13 protein-coding genes are annotated in these 14,855 nt (G+C 69.5%); 9 read left to right on the forward strand and 4 right to left on the reverse strand.

The window, feature by feature from the left end; all coding sequences use genetic code 11:
• Entirely contained in the window at positions 1-1,803 is a 1,803-nt protein-coding gene (locus tag BLU77_RS05975) for a helicase HerA-like domain-containing protein (protein WP_089773014.1), read from the reverse strand.
• Positions 1,804-1,946: 143 nt separating this feature from the next.
• Here BLU77_RS05975 and BLU77_RS22555 point away from each other — a divergent pair, with 143 nt between their 5' ends.
• From BLU77_RS22555 to BLU77_RS06000, 5 genes are all read left to right on the forward strand, one after another.
• On the forward strand, positions 1,947-2,675 hold the full coding sequence (locus BLU77_RS22555) for a ComEA family DNA-binding protein (RefSeq protein ID WP_245708688.1): 729 nt from the start codon (positions 1,947-1,949) through the stop codon (positions 2,673-2,675).
• Positions 2,672-4,054: a ComEC/Rec2 family competence protein gene (locus tag BLU77_RS05985; RefSeq protein WP_089772120.1), complete on the forward strand. Its 1,383-nt coding sequence runs from the start codon at positions 2,672-2,674 to the stop codon at positions 4,052-4,054. The genes BLU77_RS22555 and BLU77_RS05985 overlap by 4 nt, the downstream gene beginning before the upstream one ends.
• Before the next feature lie 602 nt (positions 4,055-4,656).
• Entirely contained in the window at positions 4,657-7,353 is a 2,697-nt protein-coding gene (locus tag BLU77_RS05990) for a DUF7927 domain-containing protein (RefSeq protein ID WP_175476956.1), read from the forward strand.
• Between the two features lie 100 nt (positions 7,354-7,453).
• On the forward strand, positions 7,454-8,458 hold the full coding sequence (gene holA, locus BLU77_RS05995; protein WP_089773016.1) for a DNA polymerase III subunit delta: 1,005 nt from the start codon (positions 7,454-7,456) through the stop codon (positions 8,456-8,458).
• Positions 8,459-8,599: 141 nt separating this feature from the next.
• Positions 8,600-9,670, forward strand: a complete 1,071-nt coding sequence (locus BLU77_RS06000; protein WP_245708689.1) for a glycosyltransferase family 4 protein — start codon at positions 8,600-8,602, stop codon at positions 9,668-9,670.
• A gap of 81 nt (positions 9,671-9,751) precedes the next feature.
• Here BLU77_RS06000 and rpsT read toward each other — a convergent pair whose 3' ends face one another.
• Positions 9,752-10,012, reverse strand: a complete 261-nt coding sequence (rpsT, locus tag BLU77_RS06005; RefSeq protein ID WP_089772123.1) for a 30S ribosomal protein S20 — start codon at positions 10,010-10,012, stop codon at positions 9,752-9,754.
• A gap of 182 nt (positions 10,013-10,194) precedes the next feature.
• Complete coding sequence (locus tag BLU77_RS06010) at positions 10,195-10,725, reverse strand: type II toxin-antitoxin system PemK/MazF family toxin (RefSeq protein ID WP_175476957.1); 531 nt, start codon at positions 10,723-10,725, stop codon at positions 10,195-10,197.
• A gap of 69 nt (positions 10,726-10,794) precedes the next feature.
• Here BLU77_RS06010 and BLU77_RS06015 point away from each other — a divergent pair, with 69 nt between their 5' ends.
• The 4 genes from BLU77_RS06015 to BLU77_RS23060 are packed head-to-tail and all read left to right on the forward strand — an operon-like array spanning position 10,795 to position 14,184.
• The gene (locus BLU77_RS06015; protein ID WP_089773017.1) at positions 10,795-12,420 is read left to right on the forward strand and encodes a circularly permuted type 2 ATP-grasp protein; all 1,626 of its coding nucleotides are present in this window, start codon (positions 10,795-10,797) and stop codon (positions 12,418-12,420) included.
• Positions 12,414-13,346: an alpha-E domain-containing protein gene (locus BLU77_RS06020; RefSeq protein WP_089772124.1), complete on the forward strand. Its 933-nt coding sequence runs from the start codon at positions 12,414-12,416 to the stop codon at positions 13,344-13,346. The genes BLU77_RS06015 and BLU77_RS06020 overlap by 7 nt, the downstream gene beginning before the upstream one ends.
• Positions 13,343-14,050 carry a transglutaminase family protein gene (locus BLU77_RS06025; protein ID WP_342741453.1) on the forward strand — a complete coding sequence of 236 codons (708 nt, stop codon included), beginning with the start codon at positions 13,343-13,345 and terminating at the stop codon, positions 14,048-14,050. The genes BLU77_RS06020 and BLU77_RS06025 overlap by 4 nt, the downstream gene beginning before the upstream one ends.
• A gap of 5 nt (positions 14,051-14,055) precedes the next feature.
• Complete coding sequence (locus BLU77_RS23060; RefSeq protein WP_342741454.1) at positions 14,056-14,184, forward strand: hypothetical protein; 129 nt, start codon at positions 14,056-14,058, stop codon at positions 14,182-14,184.
• A gap of 6 nt (positions 14,185-14,190) precedes the next feature.
• Here BLU77_RS23060 and BLU77_RS06030 read toward each other — a convergent pair whose 3' ends face one another.
• Positions 14,191-14,832 carry a hypothetical protein gene (locus tag BLU77_RS06030; RefSeq protein ID WP_139177633.1) on the reverse strand — a complete coding sequence of 214 codons (642 nt, stop codon included), beginning with the start codon at positions 14,830-14,832 and terminating at the stop codon, positions 14,191-14,193.
• Between the last annotated feature and the right edge of the window lie 23 nt (positions 14,833-14,855).

Consider the following 14,855-nt stretch of genomic DNA (forward strand, 5'->3'; position numbering starts at 1 on the left):
TCAGCGGCGGCGCCGCCGGGTGCCGAACAGCGAGCGGGTGACCTCCCGGGCGACGACCGTGCCGGCGCTGCGGAGCACCGAGGTGAGCACGGACCGGCCCGCCCGGGCCCGCTGCTGCGCCGCACGCTCCTCGGCTTTCCGGGCGGACTCGGCCTCCTTGCGGAGCTTGGCCTCCATCTCCTCGAGCTCGTCGGCCTTCGCCGCTGCTGCCGCTTCCTCCTCGGCGGACTTCTCCTCGGCCTCGATGCGTTGGGAGAGCAGCTCGAAGGCGGACTCCCGGTCCACCGCGGCGCCGTACTTCTCCTGACCCCGTGAGGCGGCGATCCGCTGGTCCATGGCCTGCTCGGGGGCCGGGTCCATCGAGGCGCGCGGGGCGCGCATCCGCGTCCACGCCACCGGGGTGGGGACCCCCTCGTCGTCCAGCACGGTGACGACCGCCTCACCGGTGCCGAGCGAGGTGAGCAACTCCTCGAGGTCGTAGCCGGAGGTGGGGTAGGTGCGCACCGTGGCACGCAGCGCCTTCGCGTCGTTCGGGGTGTGTGCCCGCAGCGCGTGCTGCACCCGGCTGCCCAGCTGCGCCAGCACGTCGTCGGGCACGTCCTTGGGCGTCTGGGTGACGAAGAAGATGCCGACCCCCTTGGAGCGGATCAGCCGGACAGTCTGCACCACCTGTTCCGTGAATGCCTTCGACGCCCCGTTGAACAACAGGTGCGCCTCGTCGAAGAAGAACACCAACTTCGGCTTCTCCGCGTCCCCCACCTCTGGCAGTTCGCCGAAGAGGTCCGCGAGCAGCCACATCAGGAAGGTGGAGAAGACCGCGGGCCGGTCCTGCAGGGCGGGCAGCTCCAGCGCGGAGATGACCCCGCGCCCGTCCTCGACCGTGCGCAGCAGGTCTGCGGTCGCGAACGCCGGTTCGCCGAAGAAGGCGTCGCCGCCCTGTGCCTCGAGGGCGGAGACCTCCCGCAGGATCACCCCGGCGGTGGAGCTGGCCACGCCACCGATGCCCGTCAGCTCGTCCTTACCCTCGTCGCTGGTGAGATAGGCGATCACCGACCGCAGGTCCTTGAGGTCGAGGAGCGCCAGGCCCTGCTGGTCCGCCCAGTGCACGATCAGGGTGAGGGCGGACTCCTGGGTCTCGTTCAGGTCGAGCACCTTGGCGAGCAGCAATGGACCGAAGTCGGTCACTGTGGTGCGGATCGGTACGCCCTTGCCGATGCCGCCGAGGCTGTAGAACTCCACCGGGTAGTCCGTTGGGCTCCAGCCCTGCCCGATCCCGGAGGTGCGCTCGAGGAGCTTGTCGCTGCTCTCGCCCGGCACCGCCAGGCCGGAGAGATCGCCCTTGATGTCGGCCAGGAACACCGGCACCCCCGCCTCGGAGAGACCCTCGGCCATGCCCTGCAGGGTGCGGGTCTTCCCGGTGCCGGTGGCGCCGGCCACCAGGCCGTGCCGGTTCAGGACCGCGAGCGGTACTCCGATCTGCACACCGGGCACCGGCTCGTCCGCCTCCACCAGGGCCCCCAGGGGCAGGTGCGGGACGTCCGTGCGGTAGCCGGCCGCGATCGTTGCCGCCTGCTCGCTCAGGTCCGCCGGGGCTGCCGGCTCAGGCGGGGCCGACGGCGCAGGCGGGGCCGACGGCGCAGGCTCAACCCCACGGGGCGCAGGATCAGCCCCAGTGCCCGCCCGCGCCTCCGCGGCCGCCAGAGCCGCCTTCGCTGCTTCGGCCCGCGCCGCCGCGGCCTCCGCCTCGGCCTGAGCCGCTGCTGCCCGCAGTGCCGCCAGTTCTGCCTCGCTCATCTCGCTCATGAGCGCCGAGACTAGCGGGGTCGGCACCCGGGGCGCTCGATGGACAACGAATGTTCATCCCCACGGCCGTCCCGATGCACCGCTGTCCACAGGGGCCGAGACGCACCGCACACCCGTGTCGGACCACTGGTTAGCGTGCCCGCGTGAGCGATGCCCGTGACCGTCTCCGCCGCGCCACCGTGGCCGCGTACCGTCCGGCCGTGGCGTCCTCCGACACGCGTGTACGGCGCCGGTCCGGGAAGCGGGGGATCCGCACCGTGGTGGTGGCCCGGGTCGGGATCGTGGTGCTGGTGCTCGGTCTGCTCGGAGCGGGTGTGCTGGTCCTGGGGTCCCCGCCCGTGAGCGTGGCGCCGATGCCCATGCCCAGCGTGGTGTCCACGCCCAGCGCGGTGCCCACCCAGGAGCCGACTGGCGGGGCGTCCGAGGCACACACTCTGGTGCACGTGGCCGGGGCGGTGCACGAGCCAGGACTGGTCGTGCTGCCGGCCGGGTCGCGGGTCGCTGATGCGATCGACGGCGCCGGGGGAGCGGTCCCGAACGCTGACCTCGACGCCGTCAACCTGGCTGCACCGGTCATCGACGGCCAGCAGGTGTATCTACCGACCACGGAGGAGAACGCACCACCGGGGGGCAACAGCTCAGGAGCGGCGGGGCCGGGCACTCCGGGCCAGGACGGAAGCACCGTGGTGGACCTGAACACCGCAGACGCCGCTGCCTTGCAGAGCCTGCCAGGAGTCGGCCCGGCCCGGGCTGCCGACATCATCGCCTGGCGCGAGGAGGCCGGTGGCTTCGCTTCGGTTGATCAATTGCTCGAGATCTCCGGCATCGGACCGGCGACGCTTGAGAGAGTGCGGGACCGGGTCCGGGTGTGAGCGGATCTCCCGCGCATGACTGGCGCCTCGCTCCGGCCGCGGGCCTCACCTGGGCGGGGTGCTGGGCGGGGCTGGTCGCGCCGACCTCGGTGACCTGGGCAGGGGTGCTGTGCCTGCTCGTCGGTGCGGCCGTACTGCTGCGGCACCAACGACGGTGCCATCGGCGGCGCCACCATGCTCGTACCGGTCACGCCTGCACCACCACCGGAGTGCTTGCACTGCTGATCGCGGCCGTGGTGCTGGCCGGCCTCGCCGTGCGGGTGGAACAACGCGCCGAGGAGGTGGCGGCTCTCGACGGCGTCACGGCTGAGGTGTGGTTGCGCCTCACCAAGGAGCCGGTGCCTCTGGACGGGCGGCCCGGGGTCCGCGCTGATGCGATCCTCGTCACTGCGAACGGCGCGAACGTCGACCTCCCGGTGCTCGTGCTTGCGGACGAGAGCTGGCGCGACCTGCTCGTCGGTACGGAGTTGCGCGTCGTTGGCCGGCTGGCGGCCACCGAACGCGGTGACGACCGTGCCTTGCTCGTCCTCCCGTCCGGCTCGGGGGAACGCGACCCACCGCATGGGTGGTGGAGCGTTGTTGCCGAACTCCGGAGCGGCCTGGTGCAGGTGAGCACCGAGCTGCCGCCGGCAGCACGGGGGCTCGTGCCCGGCATCGCGCTGGGGGACGATCGCGGGCTCCCACCCGCGCTGCAGCAAGCGATGCGGGACACGAGCCTGACTCATCTGACCGCTGTGTCCGGCGCCCACGTGGCGCTGGTGCTCGCGGTCGTACTCCTGGTGATGTTCTGGGCACCGCGGGCGGTGCGTGCTGGGGTCGGCGGGGTCGTACTGATCGCCTTCGTCGCTCTGGTGCGTCCGGATGGCAGCGTGTTGCGCTCGGCGGTGATGGGCGCTGTGCTCCTGGTGGGGCTGTGCCTACGCCGGCCGCGTGCCGCGCTCCCGGCGCTCGCCACTGCCGTGATCGTGCTGCTGGCCGCGGATCCGTGGATGGTGCGCTCCTTCGGCTTCGCCCTCTCCGTCCTCGCCACGGGTGGCCTGCTCGCTGGTACCGGTCCGCTCGCAGAGCGGCTCGGCCAGTGGCTGCCCCGGCCGCTGGCGTGGGCGGTCGCGGTGCCGGTGGCCGCGCAGCTGGCCTGCACCCCCGTCCTGCTGCTGCTCGACCCTGCCGTCCCGCTGTATGCCGTGCCCGCGAACCTGCTGGCAGGTCCCGCGGTCGCACCGGCCACGATCTTCGGCCTGGTGGCCGCGTTGCTGGCGCCGTGGGCGCCCGATACGGCCTCCGCGGTGGCCATCGCGGCGTCCTGGTTCACTGCGTGGATCTCCTCGGTGGCGTTGGTGTTCGGTGCCCTTCCGGGTGCACGTGTCGAGATCGCCTGAACCGTCAGCGTCCTGAAGTGTCGAGGTGAGGGTTCTGATCGCGAACGAACGCCGTTCCGCTCACTCGCGGTCCGGTTTGTGTGCCGGTCTCGTGGATTTCACCCCGCTCTCACCCGGGCGTCACCTAGATCTCATCCGGTGCGCTCGTGTGCCAGACGGTAATCTGCGACGAACGGCGGTCGATGTGTGGCGCACTCGCGTCCTCTCGGGGGAGAGGCATCGGCCAGCGAGGGCACTGAAGGGACCAGATGAGTACCGCATTGAGAAGCGTCATGTCCAGGCGTGCGCGATGGCGCAGGGCGGCCGGAGTGTTCACGGTCGCGCTGCTCGTTGCGACGGGCCTTGCTGCCGTGGAGGCGACGGTTGCGCCGGCTCCCGCGGCGAGCGCGGCTTCGAGTCCTGACGGCACAGGTATCCGCCAATCACAGACGTTCTATGCGTATGCCGATGCGGGGGAGACAGTGTCGGCGGCCTTCGAAGTGGTCAATCGCTGGAGTTTCACTGGCTCTGCGGTCTTCACCGTGACGGCGCCGGATGGTGCGACGCAGACGTGCACCACTCCCGCTGGGGCTGCCCTCGGATCCGTGTGTGAGATCGGGCCGATGACGTCGGAGACATCCGGTGTCTGGACGGTCGATGTGCATCGTCCTGGTGATTTCGGTGGAGCATTCACCTGGGACATCACGGTGGCCGATGGCGGAACGGCTATCCCGGGGCGGGTCTGGACGGACCGCTTCCTGATGTGGAACCGGGAGTTCGTCGACCTCACGCTCTGGTACGTGGGCGCATCCGGCCATCAGTACGAGGTGTCCTACTTCGACTTCTACGGTATCGAGAGCCTGTTCTCGTCCAACCAGTTCGGCGTCGTCTACGACGGCACGTGTGAATCGGCCTATCAGAGTGCGGAGGACCGCCCGTCGGGGCCGTACTACGACGATCACCTGAGCAACTCCGGTCAGGAGTGCGGCCCGCTGTACAACATGTTCTTCGCTCCTCCTGCGGCTGATCTTCCGGCGTCGGCTGCCGATGCGACCGGTGCGACCCAGTTCATTCTGCCTCCCGTGCAGCCCCCCACAGTGTCGGAGCTGAGATTCACGCCGGACACGCCGGACACGCGGGAGGGGACGTTCTCCTTCGAGACGAATCATGTCGGGAACGCGGACCTGTTGATCGATGCCGATGGAAACGGCAGTTACGACGACACTGTGGATCGCACGATCCCCGTCTCGGTCAACACCGGCGCGGAACCGTCGGTGGCCTTCGACGGCTTGGACGGTGAAGGAAACGCGATCTCACCGTCCACCCGGTTCAACGCGACGATGCGGATCACCCAGGCTGGCGAGATTCACTTCGTGAACGGCGATGTCGAGTCCCGCGGCGGAATTTCGGTCACGGCGTTGACCGGAACCGCAGATGGTACCTCGACGCTCTACTGGAATGATTCCGAGCTGCAGACTGAGGAGCGGGATCAGTCCTGCCTACCCCCCGTTCTGGACGGACGTGACGGGCAGGACAGTTCGGTGTCCGGTGGTGTGCATGGCTGGCCCTGTACGCCGCGGAACCCCAACGACGGTGTGACAGGCCCGTGGGGTGACGTTCGGCTGATCGACGATTGGACGTTCAACCCGGTCGATGTCTCGGCATCGGTGGAAATCCCGGCCGCGGAGGGGAACTACGTCGTGACGAAGTCCTCCGACCCGGAGCCGGGAACGGCTGTTCACCCAGGGGACGTGGTGACCTACACGATCGAGGTCGCGCAGATCGGGAACGACTCGGCAGCGGCCAACGTGAGCGATGACTTGTCTGATGTGCTCGATGATGCGAGCTACAACGGTGACGCCAGCGCTACTGCCGGCGAGGTGGACGTCACCGGCACGACGCTCAACTGGAACGGGACACTTCTCGACGGCGGGAGTGCCAGGATCACGTACTCGGTGACTGTCGACGACGCCGGAGACGTCTCGTCTGGCGACGGACAGGTGGGGAACGTTGTGACGAGTCCGGGGTGTGGGTCGGATGCGTGTGCGACTGAGCACCCGGTTGGTGACTACTCGGTGGAGAAGTCTGCTGAGCCGGCGCCTGGTAGTGCGGTCACTGATGGTGACACGGTTGCCTACACGCTGACAGTGGCACAGGAGGGTGCTGCGGCGGTGGAGGGGGCGTCGTTGGTCGATGACCTCTCTGATGTGTTGGATGACGCGGTCTGGAATGGTGATCTCGTTGCTTCGGCTGGTGCGGCGGAGTTCGACGAGGACGCCCAGGAGTTGAGGTGGAGTGGTGATCTTGGCATCGATGACGTTGTGACGATCTCGTATTCGGTCATGGTCACCGGTTCGGGTGACACCTCTGTCGACAACACCGTGGCCAGTGATGGGTGCGGCACGGCCGAGGAGTGCCAGTCGAGTCATCCCTACGGGGGGTACGGCGTGGTGAAGTCTGCCGATCCTGCTCCGGGTGGTGGTGTGGCAGAAGGCGAGACGGTCGCCTACACGTTGACCGTGACCCAGTCCGGGCAGGGGAGTGTGCCGGCTGAGTTGAGTGACGATCTCACCGCGGTGCTCGATGATGCGGTCTACAACGACGATCTGCAGGCCTCGGCCGGTGCGGCGTCCTACGATTCCGAGTCCGGCACGATCGACTGGGACGGCACGTTGGCACGCGGCGATGTGGTGACGATCTCCTATTCGGTGACGGTGCAGCCGGTGGGTACTGGTGATGGTTCGTTGCGGAATGTGGTGACCAGTCCGGGATGTGACTCGGATGCCGACTGCGTCACGGAGAACAGGGTCGGTGGGTTCGTGTACTCCAAGTCCGCTGATGGTGGTCCCGGTTCGCAGGTCAGCCAGGGTGATGTCATCACGTACTCGGTGACCGTGACCCATACCGGGGCAGGGCCGGTGGCTGAGGCGAGGGTGAGTGATGACCTGTCCGGCGTGCTGGATGATGCCACCTTCAACGATGATGCGTCGGCGAGCAGTGGTTCGATCAGGGTTGATGGTTCGACCCTGGACTGGACGGGAAGTCTGGCTCCCGGTGACGTTGTCGAGATCACCTATTCGGTCACGGTGACCGGGGCTGGGGACCTGGCGGTCGACAATGTCGTCCTCACGGACGATCCACGCGGCGTCTGCGACCCCGATGCCACCTGTGCGACGGAACACCAGGTGCCGCCGTCACCGGACCTGCCCGCGACGGGCGCACGCGTGGGTGCGTGGGTGATTCCTGCGGCGTTGCTGATGACCGGTCTCGGTGCACTGGTGCTCATGGGCGCGCGACGACACCGCGCCGCCGAGAAGTAGCGCTGCCCTGACCAAGGTCGGGGCGGGCAGCCACCGTGCTTCCCGCCCCGATCCCGGGCACGCATTACCCGATGTGGGCAGGTGATGGCAGGCTGTGCACGTGCCTCCTGCTCGTCGTTCCCGCCCTGCCGCCGGCCCATCCTGGCGCGACGTCCCGCTTGCACCGATCGTGCTGGTGCGCGGCGGCGAAGGACTCCTCGTCGATCGGGCCGTCGCCCGTGTCGCGGCGCTCGTCCGCGAGCACGACCCAGAGGCCGAGGTCACCCAGATCGAAGCCGGGGTGTATGACCGCGGTCAGCTGGACATGCTGACCAGCCCGTCATTGTTCGGCGAGCACCGCCACCTCGTCGTATCCGGCGCAGAAGCTGCCTCGGACGCCTTCGTCGAGGACGCGCTCAGTTATGTGGCCTCCGCCGGTCAGACGGTGAGCGACGTGACCATGGTGATCCGCCACGAGAAGGGCACCCGCGGCAAGAAGCTCCTCGACGCGATCGCCAAGGCCGGCTACCCGGTGGTCACCTGTGAGGTGATCAAGCGAGACTCGGACAAGGTGGACTTCGCTGCAGCGGAGTTCAGCTCCGCTGAACGCCGCGCGACCCGACCGGCTGTCCAGTCTCTGGTGGAAGCACTCGGGTCCGATCTGCGTGAGCTGGCCGCCGGCTGCTCCCAGCTCATCGCCGACACTTCCGGCACCATCACCCCGGACGTCGTGGAGCGCTACTACGGCGGCCGGGTGGAGGCCACCGGGTTCCGGGTGGCCGATGCCGCCGTGGCGGGGGAGCGCACCGAGGCAATCACGTTGCTTCGGCACGCCCTGGAGACCGGTGTGGATCCTGTTCCGCTGGTCGCCGTTCTCGCGATGAAGCTACGCACCTTGGCGAAGGTGGCTGCCGCCCGTGGCCGCGGAACAGCCGCGGACCTGGGCATGGCGCCGTGGCAGATCGACCGGGCGCGCCGGGACCTACGCGGTTGGGGCCCGGACGGGCTGGCCGCGGCGATCACCGCCGTCGCCGATGCCGATGCTCAGGTCAAGGGTGAAGGGCGGGACGCCCGCTTCGCCGTCGAACGTGCCGTGCTCCGCGTGATCACCGCACGCGAAGGATGATGCCAGGAGGAGCCTGCTGCGGCTCCCGAAGGTTCACCAGAGAGTCGGACCCCCGCTGCGCTGCGTTCACACGCCGTCACAAGAATGGCGCGTGTGCGAGTCGCTGTGGTGACCGAATCGTTCCTTCCCAGCCTCAACGGCGTGACGACCTCCGTGTTGCGGGTGCTCGACCACCTGCGCGCCGGCGGGCACGAGGCGATCGTGGTCTGTCCGGGCCCCGCGCCACGTGAATACGCGGGTTTCCCGGTGCATCCGGTTCCCGCGCTGGACTACCGGGGCTTCCGTGCAGCGGTCCCGAGCCGGCGGCTGACGAAGGCGGTGCTGGACTTCCAGCCGGACGTCCTGCATGCCGCGGCCCCGTTCGGGATCGGCGCCCAAGCCCTGGCGCTGGCGCGCCGTCAGGGCATCGGGTCGGTGGCCGTGTTCCAGACCGACGTGGCGCGGTACACGAGGTCCTACGGCCTCTCCCTGACCCACCACGCCGCCTGGCGGTGGATTCGCCACGTGCACGGGCTCGCAGATCTGACCCTCGCGCCGTCGCGCGCCTCGTTGGACGATCTGGCCGCGGCCGGGGTCGAGCGCACCATGTGGTGGGGCCGTGGCGTGGACTCGGCGCTCTACCACCCCCGATGGCGCACCAGCACGGCCGGCCGCGAACTGCGGGAACGGCTCAGCCCACATGGCGAGGCGCTGATCGGATACGTGGGTCGACTCGCGCCGGAGAAGAACGTGACGGAGCTGGCGCCGCTCGCGCGCATGCGCGGTGCCCGCCTGGTGGTGGTCGGTGACGGCCCCGACCGGCTCGCGCTCGAGCGGACGCTGCACGGCACGGACGCGGTCCTGCTGGGCCGGATGGAAGGGAACGAGCTCGCCGCGGCGTATGCCGCGCTGGATGTGTTCGTGCACACGGGCACGTCGGAGACGTTCGGGCAGACCCTGCAGGAGGCGATGGCGTCCGGACTGCCCGTGGTGGCTCCCGCCGTCGGTGGACCGCTGGACCTGGTGCAGGCGGGGGAAACCGGATACCTGGTCGCCCCGCACGACGCCACGGCTCTGTACGGTGCAGTCCGCACCCTGGTGCAGGACCGGGGGATGCGGGCCCGGATGGGGGAGGCGGGCCGTCGGGCCATCCTGCCGCGCAGCTGGCACGCGCTGTGCGAGCAGCTGGTGGACTACTACGAAGGCGTGGCCCGGCCGCTCACCGTCCGTTGATCCGGCGGCGTCGGGACGCGAAACGGCGCTGCACCCGGATCGGGTGCAGCGCCGTTCACCTGCTGTGATGGCCGGGTCGGCTCAGAGCGAGGCGACCTGCTTGGCCAGCGCCGACTTGCGGTTGGAGGCCTGGTTCTTGTGGATCACGCCCTTGCTCACCGCCTTGTCCAGCTTCTGCGTCGCGGTACGAAGCGCGGCGTCGGCGGTCTCCTTCTCACCGGCGGCCACGGCATCGCGCACCTTGCGGACGTAGGTCTTCAGCTCGGAACGGTACCGCTTGTTCCGAAGGCGAGCCTTCTCGTTGGTGCGGATCCGCTTGATCTGGGACTTGATGTTTGCCACGTGTTGACTCTCTCGTGCGTTCGCTTGCGCGAAACTCTCATTGATGACGTCGTAGAGGGCGTCCCATGACCGCGGGACGGGGCGTGGGGATGCCCTGTGGTGGGTCGATGGGCGGCTATCGCGCGAGCATCGGTGATCCCGCGCTGATGTCCAGCGGCCGATTCTAGCAGCCGTGCGGCAGATCAGTCGCCGTGTCGGTGGTCACGCAGCGCTGCGACGACGTCGTCGAACCGGGCTCGCTCCAGTGCGGCGCCCTCACGACGTACCGCATCGTCGGCGAGCCAGAGCACGCGATCGAGGCGCGCCTCCGACGGTCGCCGCTGCGAGTCCCAGCCGCCGCTGCCCACATCTACCCAGTAGCGGCCCCAGCGTGCCTCATCCTCGGCGTCCCGGTCGTGGTCCTTGGAGGTCAGCTGCAGTCCGAGGAGACCACCGGCGTGCTCGGCGATGATCAGCACCGGCCGGTCTTTTCCCTGGCCGTTGTTCTCGTCGTAAGGAACCCAGGCCCAGACCACCTCGCCCGGGTCGGGCCGGCCGTCCGAGCGGGGCGCGTATGCGAGCGTGGGCAGCGGCCCGTCGAACTCGTGCACCCCCTCCTGTCGCGGTGCGGGCCGCGCGCCGGAGGATGCGCCGCGCCGCCGGCGGCTCTGGTGACGGATCGCCTCGACGGCGACGTCGGCGACCACGCGAACGGCACGACTCAGCAGGCTCATGGCAGCCAGGCTAGCGGTGCGGTCGCATTCGGCACGCGCCCGACACATCGGGGCACTAGCGTCGGGGGTATGGCAGATCTGTTCGACGGTTACCCCGACGGCGTGGCCTGGGACGAGATGATCGAGCCCGGGCACGAGGTGCGGGGCCCGTATCAGCATGTGCACCGCACCATGGGCAGCCTGAACGCCGACGAGCTGCGGGTACGCGCCGATGCGCTGGCGCGCTCCTACCTGGCGCAGGGGGTCACCTTCGACGTCGGCGGGGAGGAGCGGCCGTTCCCGTTGGACTCGGTGCCACGGGTGATTGCCGCGGAGGAGTGGGACGTGCTCGCCCCGGGCATCGCGCAGCGGGTGCGTGCCCTGGAAGCACTCCTCGCCGATGCGTACGGTCCGCAGCAGGCGATCGCCGACGGCGTCCTGCCCCGTGCTCTGATCGTCTCGTCCGGGCATTTCGCCCGGGCAGCGCGGGGGATCGAACCCCCGAACGGGGTGCGGGTGCACGTCGGCGGAATCGATGTGATCCGCGACGGGGCCGGCGGATGGCGGGTGCTCGAGGACAATGTGCGGGTGCCCAGCGGCGTCAGCTACGTGCTCTCCAACCGGCGCGCGATGGCGCAGTCTTTCCCGGAGCTGTTCGCCCGCATGCGGATCCGACCGGTGGCCGACTACCCGCGCCGCCTGCTGCACGCGTTGCACGCCGCCGCACCCTCGGGTGTGGACGAGCCGGTGGTGGTGGTGCTCACACCGGGCGTGTACAACTCGGCCTACTTCGAACACTCCCTGCTCGCCCGACTGATGGGCGTGGAACTGGTCGAAGGCCGGGACCTGTTCTGCGCCGGCGGCAAGGTGTACATGCGCACCACCGAAGGGCGCCGCCGTGTCGACGTGATCTACCGGCGCGTGGACGACGACTTCATCGATCCGGTGGTGTTCCGGCCGGACTCGCTGCTCGGGTGCCCCGGGCTGCTCGGCGCGGCCCGTGCCGGCTCGGTGACCATCGCCAATGCCATTGGCAACGGGGTGGCCGACGACAAGCTCACCTACACCTACCTGCCGGACCTGATCCGCTACTACCTCGGTGAGGAACCCCTGCTGAACAACGTGGACACCTGGCGGCTGGAGGACCCGGACTCGCTGACCGAGGTGCTGGACCGGTTGGACGAGCTGGTGGTCAAACCCGTGGACGGTTCCGGAGGAAAGGGCATCATCATCGGCCCGGCAGCCTCCCGGGACGAGCTGGACCAGGCGCGCTCGCGGCTGCGGGCCGACCCGCGGGGCTGGATCGCTCAGCCGGTGGTGCAACTGTCCACTGTGCCCACTCTCGCCGGAGACTCCCTGCGGCCCCGGCACGTCGACCTGCGCCCGTTCGCCGTCAATGACGGCGACGACGTCTGGGTGCTGCCCGGCGGGCTCACCCGGGTGGCCCTCGCCGAGGGACAGTTGGTGGTGAACTCGTCCCAGGGTGGCGGGTCCAAGGACACCTGGGTGCTCGGTGCGTCCCGGCGCGGTGCTCGCCCTGCCGTGGTGCCACGTGACGACACCGCAGAGCCGTCGGGGCCCGCCGGGGTCCGCCAGGACGCCAACCCCACCGATACCGAGATCCGGGAGCAGAACCAGCAGCAGCAACAGGCCGGAGCCACCGGCACGACCGAGCCGCCGACCCGGCGATTCACCGCCCGGAGGCCAGGATGCTGAGCCGCATCGCCGAGTCCCTGTTCTGGATCGGCCGATACGTCGAGCGCGCGGACGACACCGCCCGGATCGTCGACGCCCACCTGCAGTACCTCCTCGAGGACCCGTGGATGGAGGAGGACGGTGCCTGCCGGGAGCTCCTGGCCGTGATGGGTGCCCCACCGCCACCGGAGGACACTGAGGCCACCCGTACCACCGTGCTGGACATGCTGGCCTACGATCGCACCGCTCCGGGCTCCATCGCAGGGGCCCTCGCAGCGGCGCGAGAGAATGCCCGCCGGGCCCGGGAGGTGCTCTCCTCCGAGCTGTGGGAATGCCTGAACTCGTCCTGGAACGCGCTGCCGGGCCGGATCCGCGCCTCCAGCCCGCACGAGTACTTCGGCTGGGTGCGCGAACGTGCGGCGATCGTCGGTGGGATCACTGATGCCGCCACCCGGCGGGACGACACACTGCAGTTCTTCCTGCTCGGCCGCAGCATCGAACGTGCCGACATGACCGCCCGACTGGTCACCAGTCACACGCTCGCCGGTGGCAGCGGACCCGGCTGGACCACTCTGCTGCGTTCGTGCGGTGCGCACGAGGCGTTCCTGCGCACGTACCGGGGCCGGGACTCGGAGGCACTGGCAGCCGAGTTCCTGCTGCTGGACCGCCTGTTCCCGCGCTCGGTGCTGTTCTCCCTGGAGCAGGCCGAACGGTGCCTGGGCCGGCTCGCCCCGATCGACGGGCGCGGTCTCGGCGAGGAGGACGCCCGCAAGGTGCTCGGCCGGGTGCGTTCGCGGCTGGAGTATCAACCCCTGCTGAGTCTGCTGGGATCGCTCACCGACGAGATGGTGGCCGTCCAGGAGGGCTGCTCGGAGGCGAGCGACGCGATCCGGCTGCGTTACTTTCCCTCGGACGTCGCCGAGGACTGGATTGGAGACCGACTGTGAGCCGACTGCACATCGTGCACCGCACTGCGTTCCAGTACGCCCGCACGGTCACCGCGTCCTACAACGAGGTGCGGATGCGGCCCGCGACGCTCCCCGGCCAGGCAGTGCTGGAAGCGAGCCTGCAGGCCACCCCATACACCTACAGCTCGGAATACCGCGACTACTGGGGTGCATCGGTCACCGCGTTCGAGATGCTCGGCGCGCACGACGAGTTGGCGGTGGTGGCCGAGTCACGGGTGGAGGTGACCGCGCCGGTACGGTCGGCGAGCCCGGCGGGATGGACCACGCTCCGGTCGCCTGAGCTGCGCGATCGGATGAGCGAGTATCTGGCCACCACACCGACCACCGAGCCGGCGACGGACCTGGTCCAGTTGGCCAGGTCGGCGGCCGGAGATCTCGAGCCCGTCGATGCGGCACCGGCGGTCGCCACGGCGGTACGCGAGGAGGTCGAGTACGTGCCCGGCGTGACCGGGGTGCACACCCGCGCAGCCGAGGCATGGGCCGCCCGCAACGGCGTCTGCCAAGACCTGGCCCACCTGGTGGCGGGGGCCCTGCGCAGCTTGGACATTCCCACCAGGTACGTCTCCGGCTATCTGCACCCGCAGACCAGCCGAGCCGAGATCGGGGTCCCCGTCACGGGGAGTCGCACGCCTGGGTGGAGTACTGGTGCGGGGAGTGGATCGGCTTCGACCCGACGAACCTGATTCCGGTGCAGGAGCACCACGTTTTGGTCGGTCGGGGCCGCGAATACCCGGACGTCACTCCGATGCGTGGGGTGTATGCGGGCGGTGGGAAGTCCACCCAGCAGGTCGAGGTGACCATCACCCAGGAGGCGTGAGGAGGCTCAGGCGGTGAGCAGCACCAGGGCCAGGATGATCGCCAGCAGTGAGGCGAGTGGGACCACCAGCACGGTGCCGAGCAGGGCCAGGCCGCTGATCCGCAGGTCGTCCTTCAGGTAGGGAGCATGCATCGGTCCGCCGGCGGCCACCAGCAAGGCACGCTGGGCCTTCTCCACTCGGGTGAAGGCATAGCCCACGATGCCGAGGCGCCCCGAACCGAGCCATCGGCCCATCCGTCCGGCACCGTAACCGGCGGGCAACTGACTCTCGGTGAACGCGTCGAGCACCACCTGGACGTCCTCGGCGCCGGGCTGGCCCCGCATCTGTTCCTCCACCCGGTCGGCGAGATCGTCCGGGCCCAGCACCTCGGTACTGACCACAGGCCCACTGGAGGTCTCGGTCAGGCGCAACCACCGCCGTCGGCGGATCGCGAAGGCGACCACGGGCGCAGCGAGCAGCACTGGAAGTGCCAGCACCACCACATGACCGACTGTCATCGGTTCGGCAGTGAGGGCGTTCACCACGGCGAGCACGGTGGCCAGGGTGAGGGCCGCCGTCGCGAGGATGAGCAGGGCGCCGGTGGGCAGGCGTAGGAATCGCCCGATCCCGCGGGCGAACGCTCCGATGGATTCGTCTAGTGCGCTCACCACGCCATCATCTCCCGCGAGCA

Origin of the sequence: Ruania alba (genome assembly GCF_900105765.1) — a bacterium.
Classification (GTDB): Bacteria; Actinomycetota; Actinomycetes; order Actinomycetales; family Beutenbergiaceae; genus Ruania; species Ruania alba.

Excerpts from the sequence above, each read along its gene's own strand:
- BLU77_RS05975 (WP_089773014.1), bottom strand. The coding sequence starts at position 1,803 with ATGAGCGAGATGAGCGAGGCAGAACTGGCGGCACTGCGGGCAGCAGCG.
- BLU77_RS05990 (WP_175476956.1), top strand. The coding sequence starts at position 4,657 with ATGACGTCGGAGACATCCGGTGTCTGGACGGTCGATGTGCATCGTCCT.
- BLU77_RS06010 (WP_175476957.1), bottom strand. The coding sequence starts at position 10,725 with ATGAGCCTGCTGAGTCGTGCCGTTCGCGTGGTCGCCGACGTCGCCGTC.
- BLU77_RS06015 (WP_089773017.1), top strand. The coding sequence starts at position 10,795 with ATGGCAGATCTGTTCGACGGTTACCCCGACGGCGTGGCCTGGGACGAG.
- BLU77_RS06020 (WP_089772124.1), top strand. The coding sequence starts at position 12,414 with ATGCTGAGCCGCATCGCCGAGTCCCTGTTCTGGATCGGCCGATACGTC.